This window comes from Microbacterium pumilum (genome assembly GCF_039530225.1).
Taxonomy (GTDB): domain Bacteria; phylum Actinomycetota; class Actinomycetes; order Actinomycetales; family Microbacteriaceae; genus Microbacterium; species Microbacterium pumilum.
In genome coordinates this window covers 1,446,442-1,469,970 of the sequence record NZ_BAAAOH010000001.1, presented here as the reverse complement: position 1 = coordinate 1,469,970, position 23,529 = coordinate 1,446,442, and the positions used below count along the sequence as shown (strand labels likewise).

Here is a 23,529-nt window from a genome sequence, read left to right as displayed (position 1 = left end):
CAGTCGCCCCTTTCTGTTCTGCCTCACATTACCAGCGGGTTAATTCCTGAACTAGTGAGATCCGGAACTCCACAGTACCGTATAGAGTGACGTCATGCCTGAAACCACACTGCCGGCGACCGATCGTCGTCGCTGGGTCACACTCGCCGTCGTCGGCCTCGCTCAGCTCATGGTCGTCCTCGATGCAACCGTCGTGAACATCGCTCTTCCCTCGGCACAGGCCGATCTCGGGTTCTCGGACGGTCAGCGTCAGTGGATCATCACCGCCTACTCCCTCGCCTTCGGCAGCCTGCTGCTGCTCGGCGGCCGACTCGGCGACCTGTGGGGCCGCAAACGCACCTTCATCATCGGCCTCATCGGATTCGCGGTCGCCTCGTCGCTCGGCGGCGCGGCGGACACCTTCGAACTGCTGGTGGCGTCCCGCGCCCTGCAGGGAGCCTTCGGCGCTCTCCTGGCCCCGACAGCCCTTGCGCTGCTGACGACGACCTTCATCATCCCCAAGGAGCGCGCACGCGCCTTCGGTGTCTTCGGAGCTATCGCGGGCGCCGGCGGCGCGATCGGCCTCCTCCTCGGCGGAGTGCTCACGGAGTACGCCGGATGGCGCTGGAGTCTGTACATCAACGTCGTGATCGCCGTATTCGCCCTCGTCGGCGCACTCATCTTCATCCCGTTCCACGCTCGCACGGGACCGCGACCCAAGCTCGACATCCCCGGAACCCTGCTCGTGTCGGGTGGTCTCTTCAGCCTGGTCTACGGCTTCTCGAACGCCGAGACCGACGGCTGGGATTCGCCCCTGACGTGGGGAATGCTCGCCGCAGCCGTCATCCTGCTCGCCGCATTCGTGTTCTGGCAGACCCGCGCCGAGCACCCGCTCCTTCCGCTCTCGATCGTCCTGGACCGCAACCGCGGCGCAGCGTTCCTCTCTGTCATGGTCGCCGGAGCGGGGATGTTCGGGATCTTCCTGTTCGTCACGTACTACCTCCAGGCGACGCTCGGATACTCACCGATCCAGACCGGCCTGGCATTCCTGCCGATGATCGCGATGCTCGTGCTCGCCGCGCAGCTCGGCACCAACATCTTCGTGCCCCGCTTCGGCCCCAAGGTGCTCGTGCCGATCGGAATGACGCTGGGCGTCATCGCGATGATCTACCTCACGCACCTCACCGCCACGAGCGTCTACATCGCAGACGTCCTGCCGCCCCTCATGATCATGGGCTTCGCGATGGGAACGATCATGCCCGCCTCGATGCAGACCGCCACGCTCGGCGTCGACCGCGCGTTCGCCGGTGTCGCCGGTGCGACGGTCAACACGAGTCAGCAGGTCGGCGGCTCGGTCGGCACGGCGCTGCTGAACACCCTCGCCGCCACCGCGACGACCGACTACCTCGCAGCTCACCTGCCGCTGACCGCGGAGGTGGCGACGGATGCCGCGCTCGCCGGCTACTCGACGGCGTACCTGTGGGGCGCCGGGTTCTTCGCCGCCGGCGCGGTCATGTCGGCACTGCTGTTCCGGCGCCGCGGGCACGGCCTCTCGCTCAGCCACGCGCCTGCGCCCGCAGCGGAGGTCGGTGCCGAACCGGTGATCGCGCACTGACGCCGGGTTGAAGGGCCGCGGTCGCTGAGCCTGTCGAAGCGTCCCGACGTCCTTCAGCACGGCGGCCTCGGTCGCTGAGCCTGTCGAAGCGTCCCGACGTCCTTCAGCACGCCGGCCGCGGTCGCTGAGCCTGTCGAAGCGTCCGCGGCCCGTCAGCACGCCGGCCTCGGTCGCTGAGCCTGTCGAAGCGTCCGCGGCCCGTCAGCACGCCGGCCCCGGTCGCTGAGCCTGTCGAAGCGTCCGACGTCCTTCGCCTTCGGGGTGGACAGACTCGAATGTTAGTGACTAACATCTGAGGATGGCGCGAGAAGCGACACGCAGAAAGCTCGAGGCCGCGGCGATGGCCTTGTTCGTCGAGCGCGGGTACGCCGCGACGACCACGGCGCAGATCGCGCGTCGCGCGGGCGTCAGCGAGATGACACTGTTCCGCCATTTCGCGAGCAAGTCGGCCTTCCTCGTCGAAGACCCCTACGACCCACTCATCGCCGCTGCGGTGCGCGCTCGTCCGAGCGACGAGCCCGCCCTGCCCGCAACCATTCGCGGCATCCGGGCCGCGTGGGCTGCCGTGGAACCTCCCGACGTCGCCATCGTGCGCGAACGACTGCGGATCGTCGCGACGACGCCTTCCCTGCGTGGCGCGCTTGCGGCGGGCAGTGCGGCGACGGAACAGGCGATCGTCGACGCCCTCGTGGAGCGCGACACGCCCGCCCCCGAGAGCAGGGTCGTCGCTGCAGCCGTGGTTGCCGGGCTCAATGCGGCACTCATCGACTGGTCGCTGAGCGATGACGCGAACATCTCGACCGCGCTGCAGACGGCCTTCCGGGCATTGGGGGAAGCATGACTCCGCTGCTGCAACTCGATGGCACCACTCGGAGGTTCCGCGGAGGTGACGGTGTGCACGACCTCCGGCTGTCGCTCGCACCGGGAGAGATCGTCGCCCTTGTCGGACTCAACGGCGCCGGCAAGACCACGCTGATGCGGCTTGCGCTCGGCATGCTGCGGCCGCAGGAAGGCACCGTCCGGATCGCCGGCGGTGATCTCGCCACCGCTCCCGCTGCGGTGTGGCGCGAGGTCGGACACCTCATCGAGGTGCCGCTCGCCTACCCCGAACTGACGACGCGACAGAACCTGCGCGCGGCGGCGGCGCTCCGCGGCGCCGACCCGTCGTGCGTCGAGCGAGCAATCACGGAGTGGAAGCTCGATGGGTACGCCGATCGCCGAGTGCGCCGCCTGTCGCTCGGCAACAGGCAGCGGGTCGGGCTCGCCTCGGCGCTGCAGCACGCTCCACGGCTCGTCGTGCTCGACGAGCCGAGCAACGCGCTCGACCCCGCGGGCGTGCTCGTGCTTCGAGATGCCCTCCTGCAGCGAGCGGATGCCGGCGCCGCCGTGCTGGTGAGCAGCCACCACCTCGATGAGGTGGCCCGCATCGCGCACCGGATCGTCGTGATGAACGGCGGCCGCCTGATCGGAGAGCTGGAGCCTGCGACATCCGAACTCGAACGCGTGTTCTTCGAGCGCGTGCGGATCGATGACGAGGAGCGAAGGGCGGTGGCCGCGTGAAGGCCGCGATGAAGGTCGAGGCGCTGAAACTCGTGCGATCGCCCGTCGGCGTCATCGCCGCCGCGTCGATCGTCGGCGGGGTCGTCGTGCTCATCGCGACGATGATGGCGGCGATCCGTTCCGGCAATCTGGAGCTGACCGCCAAGCTGGGGGCGGACGCCACATTCGACTGGTCGGGCCTGGTGAGCGGCGCGGCGCAGATCACCGGCGCCGGCGGCCTGATCGGCTTCGGGGTGGTGCTGGCGTGGCTCTTCGCGCGCGAGTTCGCCGACGGAACCATCACCGGCCTCTTCGGCCTGCCCGTCGGACGAGGCACCATCGCCGCCGCGAAACTCGCGATCTACGCGCTCTGGGCGATCGGTGCGACCTTGCTGCTCAGTGCGGCCCTGCTCGTCTTGGGTCTCATCCTCGGCTTCGGACCCCCCGATGCGGCCGCGTGGGCGGGAATCGGCCGGCAGTCGGCGCTCGGCTTCCTCACTGCTGCGGTCGCTCTGCCTGTGGCATGGGTCGCGACCGCGGCGCGGTCGCTCTTGGCCGGCGTGAGCTGTGCCATCGGGCTCGTCGTCGTCGCGCAGGTCGGCGCCCTGACGGGCATGGGCGGATGGATGCCCGTCGCCGCGCCGTCGCTCTGGGCGATCTCCGGCGGAACCGCCGTCTCTGCGGTCCAGCTTGCGGCGCCGGTGGTGCTCGCCGGAGTCGTCGGGGCTGTCACCGTGTGGTCCTGGCATCGGCTGCAACTCGATCGCTGACGCGGCGACATCCGTCTCATCGCGTGAGCGCGAGCTCCGCATCCAGCCACGCGAGCTTGTCGGGGTTCGCGACCGAGTAGATGCGGGTGATACGCCCGTTCTCGACGGTTACGCTGACCGCGGCAGCCAGGATCCCATCGACCTCGATCCGCACCCCGGGCTCGCCGTTCAGCGACATCGGCGACATCGCGAAGGACGCACCCGCCTTCGCGATGCCCCCGAGCAGGTAGCGGGCCAGGCGGTCCGCTCCGACGACCGGACGACGTGCGGCGCCGCGCACGTGTCCGCCGCTGTCGGCGACCGAGACGACGTCGGGTGCGAGCACGTCCATCAGAGCCTGGATGTCGCCGGCGCTCAACGCCGCGACCAGGCGCTCGACGACCTCCTCGTGCTCGGTGCGGCCGACACGGATGCGCGGACGACGTGCGGCGACATGATCCCGCGCGCGATGCGCGATCTGGCGCACGGCGGCGGGCGACTTGTCGACGGCCTCGGCGATCTCGTCGAAGGGCACATCGAAGACCTCGCGAAGCACGAACACCGCGCGCTCGGTCGGCGCGAGCGTCTCGAGCACCGTCAGCATCGCGATGGACACGTTCTCGGCGAGCTCGACGTCGTCGGCGACATCCGGGGTCGTGAGAAGCGGCTCGGGCAGCCACTCGCCCACATAATCCTCACGTCGGCGCGCCACCGTGCGCAGCTGATTGAGTGCCTGACGGGTCACGATCCGCACCAGGTAGGCACGGGGATCCCGCACGTGCTGCTGATCGACATGCGCCCACCGCAGCCAGGATTCCTGCAGCACGTCTTCGGCGTCGGCAGCCGATCCGAGCATCTCGTAGGCGACTGTGAACAGCAGGCTTCGATGGGTGACGAATGGGTCGGCGCCGTCCGAGCCGCGCGGGCTGCTCATGCGGTCGAGCCTACGTCCGCGGTGGTCGCCCCCGTCGCGAGCGGGGGCATCCCGCACGAAGCGGCGAGACCCTGCGAGCGGATGCCGAGCGCGATGTTGGCCCGGGCCGACATGTTCATGATCGCGATGTGTGCGGTCAGCTCGAGCAGCGCGGGGGCGCCGAGCCTGTCGAGCAGCGTCGCGGCGAGCTCATCGGTGACCGCCACAGGCGTCTGGCACATCGCCTCGGCGTACTCCATGACGTGACGCTCGAGCGGGGTGTAGACGACCGATTCGCGCCACCCCGGCACCCCGCGGGCCTTCGTCTCATCGAGTCCGTGACTGCGCGACATGAAGTAGTTGAGGTCGAGGCAGAAGCTGCACCCCACCGAGGCGGCGGCCGCCATGTTGGCGAGGACGCCGAGGTTCTTGTCGAGCTCGTGCCACTTCTCGGCCTTGCGGTTGACGCCCATCATGTCCATGAGGACTTTGGGGTTGTTCCACATCACGCCGAGCGAGTCGGGAACCTCACCCAGCATCTTTCGGGCCGCGAACTTCATCACGGCGCCCATCGGACCCGTGATCTCGATCGCAGGCACTCGGGCTTCGTTGGTCATGGGTCCTCCAAGGTTCGGCTGCTTTTACATGGAGACACCGGGCGGGCAGGGGTTGTGACATCCCGACGCGACACCATGACCCAGGAGGACCCTGTGCCTGTCGAAGGGCCGCCGGGCGCTTCGACAAGCTCAGCGACCGGCTTCCACCCGAGTTCTTCGACAAGCTCAGCGTCGGCTTCGCACCCGAGCGCTCGCTTCAGACGGATGGCGCGCGCCGCTGCGGATCGGCGAGATCAGCCTGAATGGCTCGGATGACCGTGGCGAGCTGGCCGGACGAGAGAAGTCCTGGACCCAGGGGGCCGGCGGAGTCCTCGCCAAGGGCCGGCAGGCGCCGAAGCGCCGTCCGGGCCTCGTCACTCAGGTGATCGATCTGCCACCGCACCTCGTCGTGGAGCGCGCCGGGCCGGTCCGGGCGCTCCAGCGCCGCTGCCTGGGCCGCATAGGCCGCCGCGCCCAGCGCGTGCGCACCCATGTGCGCGACGGCGGCCGCCTGTGCGGCGGACCGAGCAGCCGCAGCGGCGACAGGAGTGCCCGCCTGCGACGCGGCCCGGCCGGCGACGAACCGCCTGCGGATCTCCTCGGCCGCGCTGAGCTCTCCTCGGGCGAATGCCCGGGCTCGGCCGATCGCATCGCGAGGTCGGCCATCCGCCGGCGCCTCTGCCTCGAACGCCGCGAGAACCCGCTCCGCACAGTCCGCGGCCCATCCTGCAACGACCCGACGGTCCGACTCGCTCAACGTCTGACGTGAAGCCATGTCAGCACCCTCCCACGCGGGCGCCAGCGGTGGCTGGCATCGCCCGCTACGGTCGAGAGTGTCCAGGATGTCGCAGACAGCCGCGTCTGCGACATCCGACCCCGCCCATCCGCCGGCTGAACCACCCTGTCAGTCGTCTTTCCGACCCGAAGGAGCCCCGTGTCTGGAATCGCCGTAGCCGAGGCCAATAGGTCGGTGGCCGCGTGAGCACCGGCGAGACCAACACCCGGCGCATCGAACTGACCCTGCACAAGCCGTGGTTCGCGCTGTACCGGGGCATCAAGCCGACGCTCGTCATCGGGGGGCGCGGCCAGCCGGTCCAGTGGGGCCTGGGCACGTGGCAAGTGCCCACCGACGAATCGGTGGTCCTGGGCGTCTTCCTCTTCAATCGGATGTGGCGCTTCGGCCAGGCGGAGATCACCCTCGAGCCGAATCACACCGGGTCGCTCGCCTACCGGGCGCCGGCGCTCCCCTTTCTCCGGGGACGTATCCGCCTGGTACCCGCCTAACCCACTCGCCGGCACCCTACTCGCTGATGCCGACCGCATCCGTCAGCCGGGCGAGCTCATCGTCGCTCAGCTCGAGGTCCGCCGCCTTCGCGGAGTCGGCGATGGATGCGGGGCGCCGCGAGCCGGGGATCGGGATCACCTGCGGATCGAGTGCCAGCTCCCAGGCGAGTACGACCTGCTGCGGGCTGACGCGGTGGTTCTCGCCGACCTCGCGGAACGCTGAGAAGCGTTCGCCGACCTCGCGCGCTCCGCCCCCGGTGCCGCCGAGCGGGCTCCACGGAAGGAACGCGATGCCGTGCTTGCCGCAATAGCGCAGCTCGTCGATGCTGCCCGGATGCTTGGGCGAGAACTCGTTCTGCACGCTCGCGAGATTCCCGTCGCCGAGCACCTGCCGCGCGATCGCGATCTCTTCGACACTCGCGTTCGAAATGCCGACAGCGCGAATCAAGCCCTCCTCCTGGAGGCTGGCGAGAGTGACCATGATCTCGCCGTAGACGATCCACCGGTCGGGGCGGTGGTACTGGTACAGATCGATCACGTCCACGCCGAGGTTGTCGAGCGACTTCTCCACGGCGGTGCGGAGGTAGGTCGCCGAGCCGTCCCTGCCCCACACTTCGCCCTCGTTGCGGGTGATGCCGCCCTTCGTCGCGACGAAGATGCCGGAGGTGTCTCCGCTCCAGGTGCGGAGCGCCTCGGCGACGATCCGCTCGTTGTGGCCCATCTCGTTCCATGCCGGCGCATAGCAGTCCGCGGTGTCGATGAGGGTGACACCGGCGTCGAGTGCGGCGTGCACGGTGGCGATCGCGTCCTCGCGCGCCGGGAGCACCTTGTCGTTGTTCATCGAGAGCGGCATGGCGCCGAGCCCGATCGCCGACACCTGTCGCCCGGCCAGTGTGCGCTGCTTCATGATTCTCCTCGTGGTCGTGTGCTCCCACCCTGCCAGGCAGATGCGGATGTCCGGCGGGGCTGGACAGTGTCCACGCACTCGTGCGAGTGGCCAGTGAGGTGTCAGGTCAGATGGTCGAAGTCCCCTCGGACCCACCCGATGTGGCGGTTCGCCGACCAGCGCACGACATCGCGGGCGTCTGTCGGAATCACGTTGTCGAAGTTGCCGTAGAGCCGGTCGAAGTCGAACCGCTCCACGTGCGTGGCGATCCGGTCGACGACGGCCCCCGAGAGCGGAAGGCGATTCGGGTAGCTGCGCATGAAGCTGACAGAGGTGCGGTCGAGGTTGGCGAAGATGGTGTCGCTCGACAGGAGCGCGCCCTTCCCGTCCGCGCCCGCAGCCCAATGCACGACGGCGCTTCCCGGAAAGTGCCCGCCCGGCTGCGTGAGGGTCACCCCCGGCAGCACCTCCATCTCACCCGACCAGGTCCGAATGGCCGCGTCGGGCCGCGCCACCCACATCCGATCCTGCTCCGCGATGAGCACCGGCACTCCGCCGAGGCTCCGGCTCCACTCGACTTGCACGCCGTACATGTGCGGATGGCTCGCCACGATCGCCACGACCGGGCCGAGTTGCCGGATGCGGTCTATCGCGGCGTCATCGAGGAAGCCGATCGGATCGAACAGCAGGCAGCCAGAGCGGGTGCGCACAAGCTTCGACTGCTGCCCGATTCCGGCGTCCGGCCGGCTGCTGATCGCCCATAGGTCGGGCTCCACCTCGACGAGCTCGGTGCGGTAGCCGGCCTCGGTCATCTCGGTCAGCGTGGTCCACTTCTGCCCGTCGGCGGGCACCCATTGCCGCTCGTCCGCGCAGATGGCGCACACGTCGACGCGTTCGGCATGTTCGACCGCGCAGGTCGCACAGATCCAGAAGGACATCTGCGGCACCTCTCGTCGAGGTGACTCTAGTGGGTCATCGCTCCGGTCGCTCGGGCAGGCGGATGGTTCCGCTGTGGACCGAGAGCACCGGCTCGACCGTCGGGTTCGCGCTCGCCGAGAGCGACTCGTCGAACACCTCCATGTTCAGCGACGGCTCGCCCTCCACCTTCTCGATGCGGGTGGCGAGCGGCTTCTCGACCACGAAGAGCAGCAGCGCGGCGGCGACGAGCACGAGCGGCACCAGGTAAAGGAAGATCGGGGTCAGCGCGCCGTTGTAGGCGTTGATGATGATCGAGTGGATCGGCTCGGGCAGTCCCGCACCTCCTGCATTTTTCACAGGGCGCCCGACGTCTCCCCTGGTTGGCCCTAGCCTGAGCACACATCTCACGATCGCCCTCCGGCGCCGGCAACGGCCCGGCGGCCCTGCCGGAACGGATGCAGCGATGAGCGTCGAACGCGACCGAACTGCGACTTTCGGACACCTCGAGGACGGCTTGCTGCAGGCCGGCGACTGGTATCTGTGGGGTCCTTACCTGAGCGAGCGGCAGTGGGGAACAGTCCGCGAGGACTACAGCGCCGACGGGTCCGCCTGGGACTACCTTCCGCACGATCACGCCCGATCGAGGGCGTACCGCTGGGGCGAGGACGGGATGGCGGGATTCAGTGACGTAGAGCAGCGTTTCTGCGTCGCGCTCTCACTCTGGAACGGTCGCGACCCGATCCTCAAAGAGCGGATGTTCGGCCTCACAGGATCGCAGGGCAACCACGGCGAGGATGTGAAGGAGTACTGGTGGTTCGTCGACTCCCTGCCGAGCCACGCGTACAACAGGTGGCGTTACCACTACCCGCAGTGCGCATTCCCCTACGGCGACCTCGTGGAAGAGAACGGGCGGCGCGGCAAGCTGGACCCCGAGTACGAGTTGCTGGACACCGGCGCGTTCGACGACGACCGCTTCTGGAGCGTCGAGGTCGAATACACGAAGGCGGATCCGACCGACATCCTGATGTCGATCTCGGTGACCAACGCGTCCGCCGAAGCCGACACGATCCATGTCCTGCCGACGGTGTGGTTCCGCAACACCTGGTCATGGGGCGATGAGGTCGGCCGCCCGTCGCTGCGTGCCGGAGCCGGCTCGACGATCGAGGTCGAGCACCCGCTGTTCGGCGAACTCGAGGTGATCGCCGCACCAGCGCCCGACGGCACCGACCCCCGGACGCTGTTCTGCGACAACGACACCAATACCGCCCGCCTGTTCGGGGATCCGGATGGGCCGGCATACCCGAAAGACGGCATCAACGACCACGTCGTGTCGGGATCGGCGACCGTGAACCCGGAACGGCAGGGCACCAAGGCCGCCTTCGGGTACCAGGTCGAGGTGCCGGCGGGTGGGACGGTCGAACTCCGCATCCGGCTGCGGCCTCGTGGGTCGGCGCCGGGCGATCAGGCGCAAGCGCTGGAGAGCGAATTCACGGATGTCGCCGACACCCGTCGACGTGAGGCCGACGAGTTCTACGAAGAGCTCACTCCCGTCGACGTCGGCGCCGACGAGGCACTCGTCATGCGACAGGCGTTCGCCGGGATGCTGTGGTCCAAGCAGCTGTTCTACTATGACGTCGGCCGCTGGCTCGACGGGGATCCCGGTCAGCCCGTGCCACCGGCATCCCGTCTCAGCGGTCGCAACGCCCGGTGGCGCAACTTCAACTCGTTCGACATCATGTCGATGCCCGATCCGTGGGAGTACCCGTGGTTCGCGGCGTGGGACCTCGCGTTTCACTGCGTCGCCCTCGCGCACATCGATCCGGCGTTCGCGAAGTATCAGCTGATCCTGATCTGCCGCGAGTGGTTCCAGCACCCGAATGGAGCACTCCCGGCATACGAGTGGTCGTTCGACGACGTCAATCCTCCGGTACAGGCGTGGGCCGCCCTCGAGGTGTTCGCCATCGATGGAGCGACGGACGTCGCCTTCCTCCGGCGCACCTTCGACAAGCTGCTCGTGAACTTCACGTGGTGGGTCAACCAGCAGGATGCCGACGGCTCGAACCTCTTCGAGGGTGGATTCCTCGGGCTCGACAACATCGGCCCGATCGATCGCGACCATCTCCCTGTCGCCGGACGACTGCACCAGTCCGACGCGACCGCATGGATGGCGCTGTACTCGCTCGAGATGGCGGCGATCTCGTCCGTGCTCCGCAAGAACGGCCAGCCGACGCAGGACCTCAGCCTGAAGTTCCTCGAGCACTTCGCGCTCATCCGGCGCGCGTTCGAGAGCCAGGGACTCTGGAGCGAAGCGGACGGACTGTTCTACGACCGCATCGAACTCCAGGACGGCACGAGCGTGCCGGTCGAGGTGAAATCGCTGGTCGGCGTACTGCCGGTGCTCGCCAGCGTGGTCGTGGGCGAATCGCTCATCGAGCGCGCGGAGGTGCTCGGCAAGGAGCTTTCGCGCATGCTCGGACCCGATCGCGTGAACTTCGAATCTGCTCGGGCGGCAGGGCTGCTGCGAGGCGAACCGGGTGCCCGGCAGCTGCTGCTCGGGGTGGTCGACATGAACCGGATCGACCGCATCTTCGCGCGGATCTTCGACGAGCGGGAGTTCCTCTCACCGCACGGTTTTCGCGCCATCTCCCAGGCGCACCGCGACCAGCCCTACGAACTCCGGATCGGAGACTTCCGCGCGTCGATCGACTACGAACCGGCTGAGTCGACCAACAACATGTTCGGGGGCAACTCCAACTGGCGCGGTCCGATCTGGTTCCCGCTCAACTATCTGCTGGTGAGCGCACTGGGCGCGTACGGGGCATTCTTCGGTGACACGCGAACCTTCGAGTACCCGACCGGATCCGGCATCCAGCGCACGCTCGACGACATCGCCGACGACCTTCGGCGACGCCTCATCTCGATCTTCCTGATCGGACCCGACGGGCGCCGGCCCGCGTATGGAGACGTCGACACGCTTCAGAACAACCCCCGGTGGGCGGGCCTCGTGCAGTTCAACGAGTACTTCCACGGCGACAACGGCGCGGGGCTCGGCGCATCGCACCAGACGGGGTGGACCGGGATCGTCGCCGACCTCATCCGAAGAACCCCGAACTCGCAGATCGGCTCGCTGCGAGATCTGCTGCAGCCCGGTGCGGCCACCGGCCGAAGGACTGAGGCCTCGTGATGACCCGCACAGGGTTGCCGCTCACTGAAGTGCCGCCGCCGCAGTTCGTGATGTCGGCCGAGGGGCACCGGATCGCGACCTACTCGTGGGGTGAGGATGCCGCGCCCACCGTCCTGTGCGTCCACGGCTTCGCATCGAGCTGCCGCGACAACTGGGTGAGCACGGGCTGGGTGCGCGACCTCCTGCGTGCGGGCTTCCGCGTACTGGGGGTCGACCAGCGCGGCCACGGCGCCAGTGACAAGCCACACGATCCGCGTGACTACACGATGACGGCTCTCGTGGGCGATCTGCTGACGGTGCTCGACACCCACATGCTCGACCGCGTGCTCTACGCGGGATACTCGCTGGGCGGCCGAGTGGGGTGGCAGCTGCTCGTCGACGCGCCCGACCGCGTGACTCGCGGCATCCTCGGCGGAATCCCCGACGGACGCCCCCTCGCCCGCCTCGAAGTCGAACAGGCACGGGCATATGCCGTCAGCGGCATGGCCATCGCCGACCGGGTGACCCAGACCTACGTGACCCTCGCCGAGCGCGTGCCGGGCAATGACCTGCTGGTGCTCATCGCGCTTGCCGAGGGCATGCGGCTCGGGGACTCCGATCCAGATCCGGCACGACCGCCCCAGCAGCCGGTGCTGTTCGCCACCGGCAGCGAAGACGCGATCCTCGAACGCTCGAAGCACCTCGCCGCGGTGACTCCGGCCGGCGAATTCGCCGAGATCCCCGGCAGACATCACTTCAATGCGCCGGGTTCGCGGGTGTTCCGCGACACCGGCGTGGAGTTCCTCACGCGGGAATAGGCGTGTCCTTGCCGGCGACGCGGCGACCCGATCGGCACTCATCCCCCGACCACGCGCCAGAATTACAGTGATGCATACCGGAATCGCAGGCGGCACGGCCCCAGCAGCGCGGAGCCCTCGGCCTATACCGGCTTCCTCATCCGTCGAGCGTCGAGCACGTTCTGACGGACGCGCTCACCCCGGACGAGCGCGATGATCTGCGACGGCTGCTGCGGAAGGTGCTGCGCGCGTCGGGTGCAGCCGCCGAAGCGCACGAGAGCCCGCGGGACGCGTAGCGGCCGCGCCATCCGCGTGACAGGGTCGCTCGCCGGGGCTGATCCGGTGACGCTCGTCAGCGAACGCACCGCGCGAGTGCGCCGGCGCTGACCCGAGCTCAGCCCGTGCGCAGCACGCGGACTGGTCCGACGAGCCCGTGTGGTCGAACGCGCGTGGCGTGGTATCCCTCCTGACCGAGGAATCCGAGGGCGATGTCGTGGAACGTCTCGTAGTAGCCGCGCGCGATCAGGCGGTTGTTGAGCGAACTCGCGACGCGAACGGTGAGGTCGTTCCGCCCGGCACGGACCGCATCCGTGATGTCGACGAGGGGATGCGACGTGTCGAACCCGCGCGCCTCCCCGCCGTTCACGACGACCGAGCCGAGTCCGCCGTTCGTCGATCCCAGGTCGAGCAGCACTCGCGCACCGCCGTCCGGCCGAGCGTTGAGCTCGAACACCGCAAAGTACTCACCGACGCCCGACACCTCGGGACCCACATCCGGCAGGTCCTGCCATGACGCGAGCGCGGTGCTCGCTGAGCGGATGAGGGTCACCGCGGTCGTCGGGCGCGCCTCCCGTGTCTCGTACCCGAGGCCGCGATCCTCGCGGAGCACGACCGGCTCGCCCGCATCCCAGCTCTCGACGCTGATGCTCCACTCGTCGATGCTCGTGGCCTCCCAGAGATCATCCGGGGCGGATTCCACCGTCGGCGTGGAGCGATCGACCGTGAACAGAGCGGTCTCCCCAGGTGCGAGCCGCACGCTCAGCACCGTCCGTCCGTCGGCGATGCGCACTCCGTGGTGCGGTGCGGCATCCCCGCTCCAAACGTCGATCCGATGGACGAAGCCCTCGCCCGGGAGCATCACCTCGACCGTCGTCGGCTCGCCCGTCTCGTAGAGGAAGTTGTACGCGTACAGATGCAGCAGGTCCCCGTCCTCGCGCAGATACGTCAGCACACTCTGGTTGTCGTCCACGAACTCGGCCCGTCCGACGACGCCGAGGCCACGAAGGGCGCTGACCGTCTTGACCGGGTCGTCGATCGCGGCGACGCCGGGCAGAGCGCGCAGCTGCCGCATCGTCGCCTCGAGTTCGTCGTCGCGGCCGTCGAGGCCGGGCGTCTGCGAGGCGGCGCGGTCATGCGTCGTGTAATCGCGCGTCAGCAGCAGCTTGAGTTCGCGCGCCCCGTTGACGATGAGCACCCGGAGCCCCTGCTGTGCCCAGTCCAGCAGCAGGGCTGCGGCTGCCGCATCGAGCGCCTCCTGGTAGACGATCAGAGCCTGATAGCCCGGCCCGTCCGGCTGCACAACCCCGTCGCCGAAGGTCACGTCCTCGTGGAGGAGGAGGCTCGGGTCGAAGAAGTCGTAGCTCCAGCCGGCATCCTGCATCCCCAGGTCCTGCCACCAGTGGTTCTCGCGGTTGCGCATCCACCATTGCCCGTAGGCGTCCTCGTCTGGCACCCGCTCGCCGTTCCCGTCGTGGAACACCATCCCCGAGAGGTTGTCGACGAAGTGGTCGGTGCGGAGGATCCCGACATCGATGCGCGGCCGCCCTTGACGCAGGAGGTACTGGAACCGGCCGATCGCCCGGTTCCACAGCGGGTAGAACTCGCTCGCGGGCTGACGCAGGTCGAACCGCTCCGAGAACATCGACCACATCCCCTCGTGGCCCGGCCACTGCGTCGTGTCCTCGGCACCGGCGGTGCTCGCCCACCCGTGCAGCACGGTCTTGGTGACGCCGGCCGCGAGCTGCGTCGCGATGATCTGGTCGTAGAAGCGGTGGTCGAGCATGTGATTTCGCGTCGTCGCCCCGGTCTCCGACGAGTACTGCTTGCCGAACAGGTGAGCGGGGCCCGCGAGCAGCCGGTATGCGTCGATCTGCGATCCGAACTCGAGCGACTCCGTCTCGATGCCGTCGACCTCTGGCCCGGGGCGGGTGAGCTCGAACGGCAGGCCGTAGCTGATCTCGGAGCGCAGCAGCATCCCGTTCTCGTGGAGGAACTGCGCGAACGGACGCAGCATGTTCTCGATGTAGAGGTCGGTGAGCGTCTGCACGTAGTCGTGCCGCACCTTCGCGACCGTCGTGGCGTGCTCGGCGGTCGGCTCGTAGAGGTACGTCGTGGCGGCGGCCATCATCATGATCTGCCGCGTGAGGAACGGCAGCCAGGGGCGGATCTCGTAGCCCCTGCGGGTGCGGAACTCCTCCGCGACGGAGTGCCCCCAGAACATCCCGCCGGCGCCCCACGTCGTCAGTTCCAGCGAGTCCATGTACATCTGCGCCCGCGGATTGCGGTCGATCTGCTCGCGCAGTGCCGGCGTGAGCACGATGTCGCGCCAGTACTCGATGACGGCGTCTGCGCCGTCGCGATCGACGTAGCTGACGGTGTAGTTCACGCTCGCAGAAGGAGACGCCGTCTGCCCGGTGCCGTGCCACCAGAAGACGAACAGTCGCCAGTCGCGGTCGTCGGCGGGCTCCCACGCGAGCGTGTCATCGACGACGGATGCCGTCAGGTCGACGATCCCGTCGACGTCGATCACCGCGCCGGACGCCCCTTCGGATACCACGGGAGCGGCGACGGCCGCCACGAAGTGCTGCTGTCTCGGTGCGATGCGATGGCCGGGCAGCATCCCGACCGCACGATCTTCGTCGAGGTCGATCCGGGGGAGCGCGCCATCGCGGCCGGCGCCTCGGCGCACGGACTCGACGATGAAGTTGAGCTCCTTCGCGGCTGCCGGGTGGTCGGCGTCGATGGTCGGCACGTTGGCGTTCGACCAGTTGGTGCCCGATGTGAAGCTCACCGACATCCCGCGCGCCGTCGTCTCTTCGACCACGATCGCCGAGTCGTGCACCCATTCCTCCGATCCCCAGCCGTACCGGCTGTGATCGATGGCGGCCTCATCCATCGCGAGGAACTCCATGCCGCCGAAGCCGAGCCGGTGCGCGGCGTCGATCTCGAAGCGCAGCGTCTCGTCGGTGTGCAGTCCTTCCGCGAGCCACCAGCGCAGCTCCGGTCGGAACTCGATGGGCGGGTCCTGCAGGTTTCGCAGGTGGTCATCGACAGTCGACATCGGTTCTCCTTCGAACGTGAGTGAAACGATTTCATCACCCTCTGGTGCTATTGCGAACTTCGATCCCGTGGAGGAGCGTGGGGATGGCGCGATTCGCGAAGGGACAATGATGTCGGGGAACAGAGCTGTGGCCTACAAGGGCCCGGGCGTGGTCGAGGTCATCGATACGCCGTATCCGGAGTTCGAGCTGAAGGACGGCCCAGGGGTCAATCCCGCGAACATCGGTCGCAAGGTCCCGCACGGCGCCATCCTTCGCACGGTCAGCACCAATATCTGCGGGTCGGACCAGCACATGGTCCGCGGGCGCACCACCGCGCCCGAGGGGCTGGTGCTGGGGCACGAGATCACCGGCGAGGTGATCGACGTCGGCCCGGACGTCGAGTTCATCAAGGTGGGCGACATCGTCTCGGTGCCGTTCAACATCGCCTGCGGACGATGCCGCAACTGCAAAGAGGGCAAGACCGGCATCTGCCTGAACGTCAATCCGGATCGGCCCGGGAGCGCGTACGGATACGTCGACATGGGGGGCTGGGTCGGCGGTCAGGCGGAGTTCGTCCTCGTGCCGTACGCCGACTGGAATCTTCTGAAGTTCCCGGACCGCGACCAGGCACTGGAGAAGATCCTCGACCTGACCATGCTGTCCGACATCTTCCCCACGGGGTTCCACGGCGCCTACACCGCCGGCGTGGCTCCCGGTTCGACGGTGTACATCGCGGGTGCGGGCCCGGTCGGACTCGCCGCAGCGGTCGGTGCGCAGCTGCTCGGTGCCGCCGTCGTCATCATCGGCGATCTGAACGCAGAGCGGCTCGCGCAGGCGCGCTCGTTCGGCTGCGAGACGGTGGACGTGTCCACCGGCGAACCCAAAGACCAGATCGAGCAGATCATCGGCGTTCCCGAGGTCGACTGCGGCGTGGATGCGGTCGGCTTCGAGGCACGAGGACACGGATCGGATGCCGCGCACGAGGCGCCGGCGACGGTGCTCAACTCGCTGATGGAGATCACCGCCGCGGGCGGTGGCCTCGGCATCCCCGGTCTTTATGTCACGGGCGACCCTGGCGGTATCGACGACGCCGCGAAGGTCGGATCCCTGTCGATCCGCCTCGGACTCGGCTGGGCCAAGTCGCTGTCGTTCACCACCGGGCAGTGTCCCGTGATGCGCTACAACCGTCAGCTCATGATGGCGATCCTGCACGACAAGGTGCAGATCGCGAAGGCCGTGAACGCGACCGCGATCTCGCTCGATGAGGCTCCGCAGGGGTATGCGGACTTCGACCAGGGCGCAGCACGCAAGTTCGTCCTCAACCCGAATGGGTACATCAAGGCGGCCTGAGCCGCCGCTGCCGCAAGCCCGCGGCATTCGTCATGTCGTCACCCCGATTGAAAGGAACGCCCATGCCCACCGTCACCCTCGAAGACGCTCGTCGCGTCATCGCCGCCGCCGAGAAGAAGGCCGACGAGATCGGTCAGCCCATGAACATCGCCGTCGTCGACTCCGGGGGAAACCTCGTCGCCCATGTGCGCCAAGACGGCGCCTGGATCGGCAGCGTCAACATCTCGATCAACAAGGCCTGGACCTCGAGAGCCTTCGACATCACCACCAAGGACCTCGGCGACAACTCGCAGCCTACGCAGCAGTTCTTCGGCATCCACACCACCAACGGCGGCAAGGTCGCGATCTTCGCGGGCGGCATCCCGCTCTCTCGCGACGGTGAGGTCGTCGGCGCCGTCGGGGTGAGCGGCGGGTCGGGCGAACAGGACCACTCGGTGGCCGAAGCAGGAGCCGCCGCCTTCTAGTCAGTGCTGCCCTTCTCGGCTCGGGTCACCACGTCCGCGGGCGGTCCCGACATCCGCGCCATACGACGGGGCCGAGCACCGCTCTCAATAGGGCGCGGTCCAGGAAGCGCAGGTTCTGCACGCCTGATTCCGGCGAAACCTGGACCGGCCGCGCGCGCTCGACGTCGCTGATCATCCCGCGGTCCAGGAAGCGCAGGTTCTGCACGCCTGATTCCGGCGAAACCTGGACCGGCCGCACGCGCTCGACGTCACTGATCATCCCGCGGTCCAGGAAGCGCAGGTTCTGCACGCCTGATTCCGGCGAAACCTGGACCGGCCGAGGCCGAGCATCGGTCGTTGAGCCTGTCCAAGCCTCCAAGACGCCGCACACGAGACGGACCGGACCGCCGAAGCGATCCGATCCGTCTCGTTGCGTCCCGATGTGCCCTGGCCAGTGCGTCAGCTGCGCCGACCCGTCACCAGCAGGTACTCCCAGGCCATTGCGCCGTCCGCGAGGAACCGGTCACCCAGCGCGGCGAGGTCGGCGTCGAGTGCGGCGACCTTCTCGGGGTCGTCCGCGAGGAAGCGGTATACCGCAATCGTCGGGCCGTAGTTGGCCTTGAAGAAGTCGCGGAACTCCGCGCCGTCGGCGAACCGCTCCACACGCAGTGCCTGTTGGCGGGCCACGAGGTCGGTCACCTCGTCGCCGAACAGTGCGCGCACGTGGTCGGCGCGACCCCACAGCGGCGCCGGCGATGCTCCGGGAGGCGGCGCCGGCGCGTAGGGCTTCATGGCGGCGAACATCTGGCCGATGAAGCCTTCCGGTGTCCAACTGAGCACGCCGATCGTGCCGCCCGAGCGCGTGACACGCACGAGCTCATCCGCGGCGAGCTGATGGTGAGGCGCGAACATCACGCCGATGCTCGACAGCACGACATCGAACTCGGCATCGGCGAAAGGGAGCGCCTCGGCGTCCGCGGTCTGCCACGTGATGTCGAGGCCCTCGGCGGCAGTCGCCGCGCGGCCCACGTCGAGCAGCTCGGGTGTCAGGTCGGTCGCGACCACGTCGGCGCCCCGACGCGCGGCCGGAATGGCCGACGTTCCGGTGCCGGCGGCGACGTCGAGTACACGCTGTCCCGGCCGCACGTCGACGGTGTCGACGAGGATGCCGCCGAGCGAGCCGACGACATCCTCGACGACGGTGCGGTAGCTGCCGCTCGCCCACATGGCGGCGTGCTTGGCCTTCAGCGCCCGGTCTTCGGGCGTCGCCGTGATCCGCGGCGAGGTGGTGGTTGTGGTGGACATGATTCCTCCGGTCGGTGGTTGATACCGCAACCGTAGAAACGACCCGTACCCCGCCACATCGGCGCCAGCGCGCAATCCTCACCCGTGTGACGCGGGGCGATGGCGGCTGACGCGTAGTCGGTCAGGTGTGCGAGAGCAGCCGCGCGACCGCCGCCGTGCGCGCAGTCCGGCCCTGCAGTCCGAGCTTGGCGTACGCATTCTGCAGGTGCCGCTCCACGGTTCGCACCGACAGCACCAGCTCGCCCGCGATGGCATCGTTGTCGAGGCCTTCGGCGGCAAGCCGCAGGATGTCGAGCTCACGCGGCGACAGCACGTCCGTGACATCCTCGGCGGTCGACTCCACGCCGCCGGAGACGCGGTCAGGCGCGAGGAAGTCCGTCACCTCGCGGAGGAACACGGGCCACGCGGGCTCATCCGCCAGCACGATGTGGTTCTCGCTGTCGAGCGCCACAAGTCGCGCGCCCGCGATATTGGATGCCAGGTGCCGTGCGCGCGCGAAGTCGACCATGCGGTCGCCCCGACTGTGCACCACGAGCGTCGGCAGGTCGAGCTCGGGCAGGCGGTCACTCGAGTCGGTCAACTGGCGTTGCGACCGGGCGAGCGCCGCAGTCTCCGCATCGACGGCCATCACCTGCAGGTCGTCGATCCACTTCATCTGCTCTTCGGTGCCGTCGGGGATCATCATGCTCGTGAAGACGCGACGGAACTCGGATGTCGGCCGCGCCCAGCCCACCTTGATCAGCGACTGGAACGCCTCATCCAGCTCGAGCTGGTCCTGCGACGCCCCCTGGGGCACTCCGGCGTGGCTTGCGTAGAAGATCAGGCGCGTGAGTCGCGCTGGATGCCGCACGGCGTACTCGATCGCCACCGGCCCGCCCTGCGCCATCGCCATCAGGGCGAATCGGTCGAATCCCGCGTCGTCGGCGACAGCCTCGAGATCCGCGACCCGAGCCTGCAGGCTGTGATCCGTGACACCGCGGTCCGACAGACCGTGTCCGCGCTCGTCATACCGGATGACGGTGGCGACTCGACCGAGCTCGACCAGGAAGTGACGCCACACCGGGCTCTGCCAGTCGAACTGGAGGTGGCTCAGCCAGCACGCGTCGATCAGCAGCGGCGGTCCCGAGCCGTGAACGGCGTAGGCGATCCCGACGCCGTCGGCCGAGCGCGCGAAGCGGATGTCCTGCACCGCGTCCGCCTCGGTCGTGCCCACGGCCGCCAGTCTAGGAGGCCGGGTGCGTGAAGCGAAGGGATCAGGTCGAGCGGCGGATGTACTTCATCAGCCAGACGATGACGGCGATCACCACGATGACGATGCCGATCCAGAGGAGGAACTTCGCCGCCGCGACGAAGACGCCGAGGAGGAGGAGGACGATTCCGATGATGAGCAGAATGACTGCGAGTCCGGTCATCGTCACACTCTCGCCGCTTCGAGGCGGTCGCGTCGATGGCTTGACAGCGCCGGCCCCGGCGCGTACCGGGCTTGTCGGAGCAATACCTCAGAGACCGAGCACCGACACGACGACGGGCCGGATCAACTCCGCCTGGCCAAGCCGTGGCTGCGCCGGCATTCGCAGCGGCGCGACGGGGGTGCAAGGATTGCCGTCAGATCCGCGAAACGGCCGGCGATCGGCCGCCGATTCGAGCGGCCGGCCGCGCTACCGCACCCGAGGAGGGCCTGTCAGTGTCCGATTCTCCGCGCAGACCCGGTGCCGACGGGCCGATCCGCCCGAGCATCTTGGATGTGGCCAAGCGCGCGGGCGTCTCGACGGGAACCGTTTCGAACGTGCTGAATCGTCCGGCGATCGTGAGCCAGGAAAAGCGAGAGCGGGTGCTCGAGGCGATCGAGGCGCTGGGGTTCTCGCGCAACAAGCTCGCGAGCGCCCTGGCCCACGGTCGGTCGAAGACGATCGGGCTGGTCACGATCGACCTGAGCAACTCGCTGTTCGTCGATATCGCGCGCGGCGCCCAGCGCCGTGCCCTCGAGCACGGCCTGTACCTGCAGCTGGCATTCGCGGACGACGATCCCACTCTGCTCGATGCGCACATGAGTGCGCTGAACGACGAGCGCGTCGCCGGGCTGCTGGTCGCGCCGATGGCCGACCACGGCGAGGGCATCGAACGCTCCCGACGGCTCGGATGCCCTGTGGTCGAGCTGAACTATGACGGCGAAGTTCCCTCGTGCCGGGTGCTGGTCGACAACGAGGCGGTCGGCTACCTCGCGGCTCGCCACCTGATCGACCTCGGACGCACTCACCTCGCATTCGTGATCGCGCGCGTGGACTACCAGCCAGTGGTCCTGCGGCGCGCGGGTGTTCTTCGCGCCGTCGCGGAGAGTGACGGAGCCGTCACTCTCACCGAGCTCTTCGCCGAGGGGCTGAAGCCCCGCGAGGGTGCTCGGATCGGACAGGATCTGGTCGCGCTGCCCGCCGGTCAGCGCCCCGATGCCGTCCTGGCGGTCACCGACGTGCTTGCAATGGCGATCGTGAATCAGCTGGCGTCGAGCGGCATCCGCATCCCCGACGACATCGCGGTGATGGGATGCGACCACAACTCGGCCGCGTGGGGTGGCGCCGTTCCCCTCACCTCGGTGGAGATGCGTGGCGAAGAGATCGGCGCCGCGGGGGTCGGCCTGCTCGTCGCCGAGCTCACCGAGCCGGCCGACACGCATTCGCACACCACGATCATCCTCGAGCCCCGGCTGCGCATCCGCGAGAGCACCGCCGGACGTTCTCCTGCGAACGCCGATCAGGGCCAGTCGTAAGATCGCAGCGCCGTGATCAGCGTCGCGGCGGCGGGGTGAGCGATCTCGAGCACGATCCGTCGATCGTGGGATGACGCAAGGGCGACATCCGACACGGCCACAGTGCGCCCGCGATGTTCCCCCTCCGTCTCCACGCGCACGGCTGCAGGCTGGTCTTCGCGCAGCACCTCGGCCGCGTCCGCGGCGATGATCGCCGCCAGCGGATCGTGCAGGGCACACTGCCGGATGCCGAACACACCCTGCTCGTAGTAGTCGAGGTACGTCGCCAGCATGGCGGCGAGCTGAGGCGGGAGGCTCCCCTGGATGGCTTCGATCTGCCGCGCATCCGCCTCCGTCAGCGCATGGTCCATCGTGATGTCGAGCGGCACGATCGTGATCGGCCACTCGGCCTCGAACGTGGCGGCCGCGGCCTCGGGGTCGTTGTGGATGTTGGCCTCGGCGGTCTCGCTGACGTTCCCGCGCCGATCGAACGCCCCGCCCATCACGACGACGTCGGCGATGTTCGATACCGACTCGGGGTGGGTCGACGCGAAACGGGCGAGGTTCGTCAGGGGACCCACGGCGAGCACATGCAGCTGACCGGACCACTCGTCTGCGAGATCGCGCAACAGGTCCACGGCCGAGGCGGCGACGACGGCGGACGTCTCCGGGACGAGTCCGATGCCACCGACCCCGTCCTTGCCGTGCACCTGCGGCGCGCCGCCGTGGAATGTCCCGTGCAGCGGATCCGTCGCACCGACCGCCACGGGGATGTCGGTCCTGCCCGCGAGTTCCAGCAGTGCGAGCGTGTTGCTCGCTGCCCGTTCGGCCGACACGTTGCCCGACACCGTTCCGATCCCGACGATGCGCACCGCCGGCTCGGCGAGGAGGTATGCGAGAGCCAGCGCGTCGTCGATCCCGGTGTCGCAGTCGAGATAGAGGGGTATCGCTTCGGGCGAATTCATCGGGGTGCTCCGGGGTAGTCGGTCAGGGGCAGGAAGTCCGGTTGGGATCGGTCGTCCGCCACGGCAGCCGCTCCCACGGCGCAGGCGCGCTGGAGCGCGACGGCCGGCTCGTCGCCGCGTATGAGCCCGAGTGTGAGCGCGGCGGCGAACGCATCACCGGCGCCGACCGTGTTCGTCACCCTCGCGGCTGTCGCCCGCGCTCGAGCGATCTCGGTGCCGTCACGATAGAGCACCGCGCCGTCTGCGCCGAGGGTCAGGGCGACCAGCGGCGCGGCGTGCACCTCGGGCAGCTGGGCATACTCGCCCTCGTTGACGATGAACAGGTCCACACGCTGCGCCAGGGCGGAAGGCAGCGCCCTCGCCGGCGACGGATTGAGCACGAAGAAGCCGTCCGTCTGCGTCGCGACGTGAGCCACCACGTCGATCGGCACTTCGAGTTGAGAGATCACCGGTGCGTGCGGGTCCACCGTCATGCGGCGCACGTCGATCTGCAAGTTCGCGCCCGGACACACGACGATCGAATTCTCGCCCGTCGCATCGATGACGATGAGTGCGGTGCCGGTGGCCGCCTCGACCACCTGCACCTGTGTCGTGTCGACGCCGGCGGAGTCGAGTGCTCGCCGCAGCTCGATGCCGTCGGGGTCATCGCCGATGGCGCCGATCAGACGCACCCGCGCTCCCAGCCGCGCCGCGGCCGCGGCCTGGTTCGCGCCTTTGCCGCCCGACTGCCGGGTCAGGATGCCGTCTGCGACGGTCTCGCCCCGCTCGGGCGCACGTCGCACGCGCGCAGTCAGATCGAGATTGATCGCTCCGACGACCGTGAGCTCAGGGCGGACGGTCACATTGGCTCCGACGGGAAGAGCGATTTCGCCGGACGCGTCATAGTGAGCACCGTAACGGGGTCATGGCCGACAGTCCATTCGGGCGGGCGCGGCATCCGGAGCTCTCGAACCGTGCGATGCAC

The 23,529-nt window shown here is 68.5% G+C and carries 23 protein-coding genes; 10 read left to right on the top strand and 13 right to left on the bottom strand.

The genetic code is table 11. The annotated features are described in order from the left end of the window. Window positions 1–94: 94 nt before the first annotated feature. From ABD188_RS06460 to ABD188_RS06445, 4 genes are all read left to right on the top strand, one after another. Window positions 95–1,594 (top strand): MFS transporter, encoded by a 1,500-nt coding sequence (locus ABD188_RS06460; RefSeq protein WP_344059671.1) that lies wholly within the window; start codon window positions 95–97, stop codon window positions 1,592–1,594. Between the two features lie 298 nt (window positions 1,595–1,892). Then, window positions 1,893–2,435 (top strand): TetR/AcrR family transcriptional regulator, encoded by a 543-nt coding sequence (locus ABD188_RS06455; protein WP_344059669.1) that lies wholly within the window; start codon window positions 1,893–1,895, stop codon window positions 2,433–2,435. Further along, window positions 2,432–3,154, top strand: coding sequence for an ABC transporter ATP-binding protein (locus ABD188_RS06450; protein ID WP_344059667.1), 723 nt, complete (start codon window positions 2,432–2,434; stop codon window positions 3,152–3,154). Before ABD188_RS06455 ends, ABD188_RS06450 begins: the two co-directional genes overlap by 4 nt. Next, window positions 3,151–3,903 (top strand): ABC transporter permease, encoded by a 753-nt coding sequence (locus ABD188_RS06445; RefSeq protein ID WP_344059665.1) that lies wholly within the window; start codon window positions 3,151–3,153, stop codon window positions 3,901–3,903. Before ABD188_RS06450 ends, ABD188_RS06445 begins: the two co-directional genes overlap by 4 nt. Before the next feature lie 16 nt (window positions 3,904–3,919). On the opposite strand, the gene ABD188_RS06440 is transcribed toward ABD188_RS06445, so the two are convergent. The 3 genes from ABD188_RS06440 to ABD188_RS06430 all read right to left on the bottom strand — a co-directional run bounded on the left by ABD188_RS06440 (window position 3,920) and on the right by ABD188_RS06430 (window position 6,166). Beyond that, complete coding sequence (locus ABD188_RS06440) at window positions 3,920–4,816, bottom strand: RNA polymerase sigma-70 factor (RefSeq protein WP_344059663.1); 897 nt, start codon at window positions 4,814–4,816, stop codon at window positions 3,920–3,922. After that, a complete protein-coding gene (locus tag ABD188_RS06435; protein ID WP_344059661.1) occupies window positions 4,813–5,412 on the bottom strand; it encodes a carboxymuconolactone decarboxylase family protein in 600 nt (199 codons plus the stop codon). Before ABD188_RS06435 ends, ABD188_RS06440 begins: the two co-directional genes overlap by 4 nt. Window positions 5,413–5,608: 196 nt before the next feature. Continuing rightward, a complete protein-coding gene (locus ABD188_RS06430) occupies window positions 5,609–6,166 on the bottom strand; it encodes a putative immunity protein (protein WP_344059659.1) in 558 nt (185 codons plus the stop codon). 203 nt (window positions 6,167–6,369) lie between these two features. On the opposite strand from ABD188_RS06430, the gene ABD188_RS06425 reads away from it, so the two are divergent. Beyond that, window positions 6,370–6,675 carry a hypothetical protein gene (locus ABD188_RS06425; RefSeq protein WP_344059657.1) on the top strand — a complete coding sequence of 102 codons (306 nt, stop codon included), beginning with the start codon at window positions 6,370–6,372 and terminating at the stop codon, window positions 6,673–6,675. Between the two features lie 16 nt (window positions 6,676–6,691). Here ABD188_RS06425 and ABD188_RS06420 read toward each other — a convergent pair whose 3' ends face one another. From ABD188_RS06420 to ABD188_RS06410, 3 genes are all read right to left on the bottom strand, one after another. Then, window positions 6,692–7,582, bottom strand: a complete 891-nt coding sequence (locus tag ABD188_RS06420) for an aldo/keto reductase (protein ID WP_344059655.1) — start codon at window positions 7,580–7,582, stop codon at window positions 6,692–6,694. Window positions 7,583–7,683: 101 nt separating this feature from the next. Then, the gene (locus ABD188_RS06415) at window positions 7,684–8,499 is read right to left on the bottom strand and encodes an MBL fold metallo-hydrolase (RefSeq protein ID WP_344059653.1); all 816 of its coding nucleotides are present in this window, start codon (window positions 8,497–8,499) and stop codon (window positions 7,684–7,686) included. A gap of 34 nt (window positions 8,500–8,533) precedes the next feature. Next, entirely contained in the window at window positions 8,534–8,836 is a 303-nt protein-coding gene (locus ABD188_RS06410; protein WP_344059651.1) for a hypothetical protein, read from the bottom strand. Window positions 8,837–8,942: 106 nt separating this feature from the next. On the opposite strand from ABD188_RS06410, the gene ABD188_RS06405 reads away from it, so the two are divergent. Next, window positions 8,943–11,663 (top strand): MGH1-like glycoside hydrolase domain-containing protein, encoded by a 2,721-nt coding sequence (locus ABD188_RS06405; RefSeq protein ID WP_344059649.1) that lies wholly within the window; start codon window positions 8,943–8,945, stop codon window positions 11,661–11,663. Then, a complete protein-coding gene (locus ABD188_RS06400) occupies window positions 11,663–12,460 on the top strand; it encodes an alpha/beta fold hydrolase (protein ID WP_344066889.1) in 798 nt (265 codons plus the stop codon). The genes ABD188_RS06405 and ABD188_RS06400 overlap by 1 nt, the downstream gene beginning before the upstream one ends. A gap of 373 nt (window positions 12,461–12,833) precedes the next feature. Here ABD188_RS06400 and ABD188_RS06395 read toward each other — a convergent pair whose 3' ends face one another. After that, complete coding sequence (locus ABD188_RS06395; RefSeq protein WP_344059647.1) at window positions 12,834–15,779, bottom strand: glycosyl hydrolase; 2,946 nt, start codon at window positions 15,777–15,779, stop codon at window positions 12,834–12,836. Window positions 15,780–15,888: 109 nt separating this feature from the next. Between ABD188_RS06395 and fdhA the strand changes: the two genes are divergently transcribed. Both fdhA and ABD188_RS06385 read left to right on the top strand, forming a co-directional pair. Continuing rightward, the gene (gene fdhA, locus ABD188_RS06390; protein WP_344059645.1) at window positions 15,889–17,109 is read left to right on the top strand and encodes a formaldehyde dehydrogenase, glutathione-independent; all 1,221 of its coding nucleotides are present in this window, start codon (window positions 15,889–15,891) and stop codon (window positions 17,107–17,109) included. 62 nt (window positions 17,110–17,171) lie between these two features. Further along, on the top strand, window positions 17,172–17,573 hold the full coding sequence (locus ABD188_RS06385; RefSeq protein WP_344059643.1) for a GlcG/HbpS family heme-binding protein: 402 nt from the start codon (window positions 17,172–17,174) through the stop codon (window positions 17,571–17,573). 25 nt (window positions 17,574–17,598) lie between these two features. On the opposite strand, the gene ABD188_RS06380 is transcribed toward ABD188_RS06385, so the two are convergent. The 4 genes from ABD188_RS06380 to ABD188_RS06365 form a co-directional block, all read right to left on the bottom strand. Continuing rightward, window positions 17,599–17,862 (bottom strand): hypothetical protein, encoded by a 264-nt coding sequence (locus ABD188_RS06380; protein WP_344059641.1) that lies wholly within the window; start codon window positions 17,860–17,862, stop codon window positions 17,599–17,601. A 149-nt stretch (window positions 17,863–18,011) separates the two neighbouring features. Next, the gene (locus ABD188_RS06375; protein WP_344059638.1) at window positions 18,012–18,857 is read right to left on the bottom strand and encodes a class I SAM-dependent methyltransferase; all 846 of its coding nucleotides are present in this window, start codon (window positions 18,855–18,857) and stop codon (window positions 18,012–18,014) included. Window positions 18,858–18,978: 121 nt separating this feature from the next. Next, a complete protein-coding gene (locus tag ABD188_RS06370; protein WP_344059635.1) occupies window positions 18,979–20,070 on the bottom strand; it encodes an alpha/beta fold hydrolase in 1,092 nt (363 codons plus the stop codon). A gap of 40 nt (window positions 20,071–20,110) precedes the next feature. Continuing rightward, on the bottom strand, window positions 20,111–20,269 hold the full coding sequence (locus ABD188_RS06365; protein ID WP_344059632.1) for a hypothetical protein: 159 nt from the start codon (window positions 20,267–20,269) through the stop codon (window positions 20,111–20,113). A gap of 272 nt (window positions 20,270–20,541) precedes the next feature. On the opposite strand from ABD188_RS06365, the gene ABD188_RS06360 reads away from it, so the two are divergent. After that, window positions 20,542–21,621: a LacI family DNA-binding transcriptional regulator gene (locus tag ABD188_RS06360; RefSeq protein ID WP_344059629.1), complete on the top strand. Its 1,080-nt coding sequence runs from the start codon at window positions 20,542–20,544 to the stop codon at window positions 21,619–21,621. Here the strand turns inward: ABD188_RS06360 and ABD188_RS06355 are convergent. Together ABD188_RS06355 and ABD188_RS06350 are read right to left on the bottom strand one after the other, a co-directional pair. Beyond that, on the bottom strand, window positions 21,606–22,565 hold the full coding sequence (locus tag ABD188_RS06355; protein WP_344059626.1) for a nucleoside hydrolase: 960 nt from the start codon (window positions 22,563–22,565) through the stop codon (window positions 21,606–21,608). The two genes, ABD188_RS06360 and ABD188_RS06355, sit on opposite strands and share 16 nt — an antisense overlap. After that, window positions 22,562–23,407, bottom strand: coding sequence for a PfkB family carbohydrate kinase (locus ABD188_RS06350; RefSeq protein WP_344059623.1), 846 nt, complete (start codon window positions 23,405–23,407; stop codon window positions 22,562–22,564). Before ABD188_RS06350 ends, ABD188_RS06355 begins: the two co-directional genes overlap by 4 nt. Between the last annotated feature and the right edge of the window lie 122 nt (window positions 23,408–23,529).

Excerpts from the sequence above, each read along its gene's own strand:
- ABD188_RS06405 (WP_344059649.1), top strand. The coding sequence starts at position 8,943 with ATGAGCGTCGAACGCGACCGAACTGCGACTTTCGGACACCTCGAGGAC.
- ABD188_RS06460 (WP_344059671.1), top strand. The coding sequence starts at position 95 with ATGCCTGAAACCACACTGCCGGCGACCGATCGTCGTCGCTGGGTCACA.
- ABD188_RS06400 (WP_344066889.1), top strand. The coding sequence starts at position 11,663 with ATGACCCGCACAGGGTTGCCGCTCACTGAAGTGCCGCCGCCGCAGTTC.
- ABD188_RS06385 (WP_344059643.1), top strand. The coding sequence starts at position 17,172 with ATGCCCACCGTCACCCTCGAAGACGCTCGTCGCGTCATCGCCGCCGCC.
- ABD188_RS06450 (WP_344059667.1), top strand. The coding sequence starts at position 2,432 with ATGACTCCGCTGCTGCAACTCGATGGCACCACTCGGAGGTTCCGCGGA.
- ABD188_RS06395 (WP_344059647.1), bottom strand. The coding sequence starts at position 15,779 with ATGTCGACTGTCGATGACCACCTGCGAAACCTGCAGGACCCGCCCATC.
- ABD188_RS06435 (WP_344059661.1), bottom strand. The coding sequence starts at position 5,412 with ATGACCAACGAAGCCCGAGTGCCTGCGATCGAGATCACGGGTCCGATG.
- ABD188_RS06355 (WP_344059626.1), bottom strand. The coding sequence starts at position 22,565 with ATGAATTCGCCCGAAGCGATACCCCTCTATCTCGACTGCGACACCGGG.
- ABD188_RS06365 (WP_344059632.1), bottom strand. The coding sequence starts at position 20,269 with ATGACCGGACTCGCAGTCATTCTGCTCATCATCGGAATCGTCCTCCTC.
- ABD188_RS06430 (WP_344059659.1), bottom strand. The coding sequence starts at position 6,166 with ATGGCTTCACGTCAGACGTTGAGCGAGTCGGACCGTCGGGTCGTTGCA.
- ABD188_RS06415 (WP_344059653.1), bottom strand. The coding sequence starts at position 8,499 with ATGTCCTTCTGGATCTGTGCGACCTGCGCGGTCGAACATGCCGAACGC.
- ABD188_RS06375 (WP_344059638.1), bottom strand. The coding sequence starts at position 18,857 with ATGTCCACCACAACCACCACCTCGCCGCGGATCACGGCGACGCCCGAA.
- fdhA (WP_344059645.1), top strand. The coding sequence starts at position 15,889 with ATGTCGGGGAACAGAGCTGTGGCCTACAAGGGCCCGGGCGTGGTCGAG.
- ABD188_RS06440 (WP_344059663.1), bottom strand. The coding sequence starts at position 4,816 with ATGAGCAGCCCGCGCGGCTCGGACGGCGCCGACCCATTCGTCACCCAT.
- ABD188_RS06420 (WP_344059655.1), bottom strand. The coding sequence starts at position 7,582 with ATGAAGCAGCGCACACTGGCCGGGCGACAGGTGTCGGCGATCGGGCTC.
- ABD188_RS06455 (WP_344059669.1), top strand. The coding sequence starts at position 1,893 with ATGGCGCGAGAAGCGACACGCAGAAAGCTCGAGGCCGCGGCGATGGCC.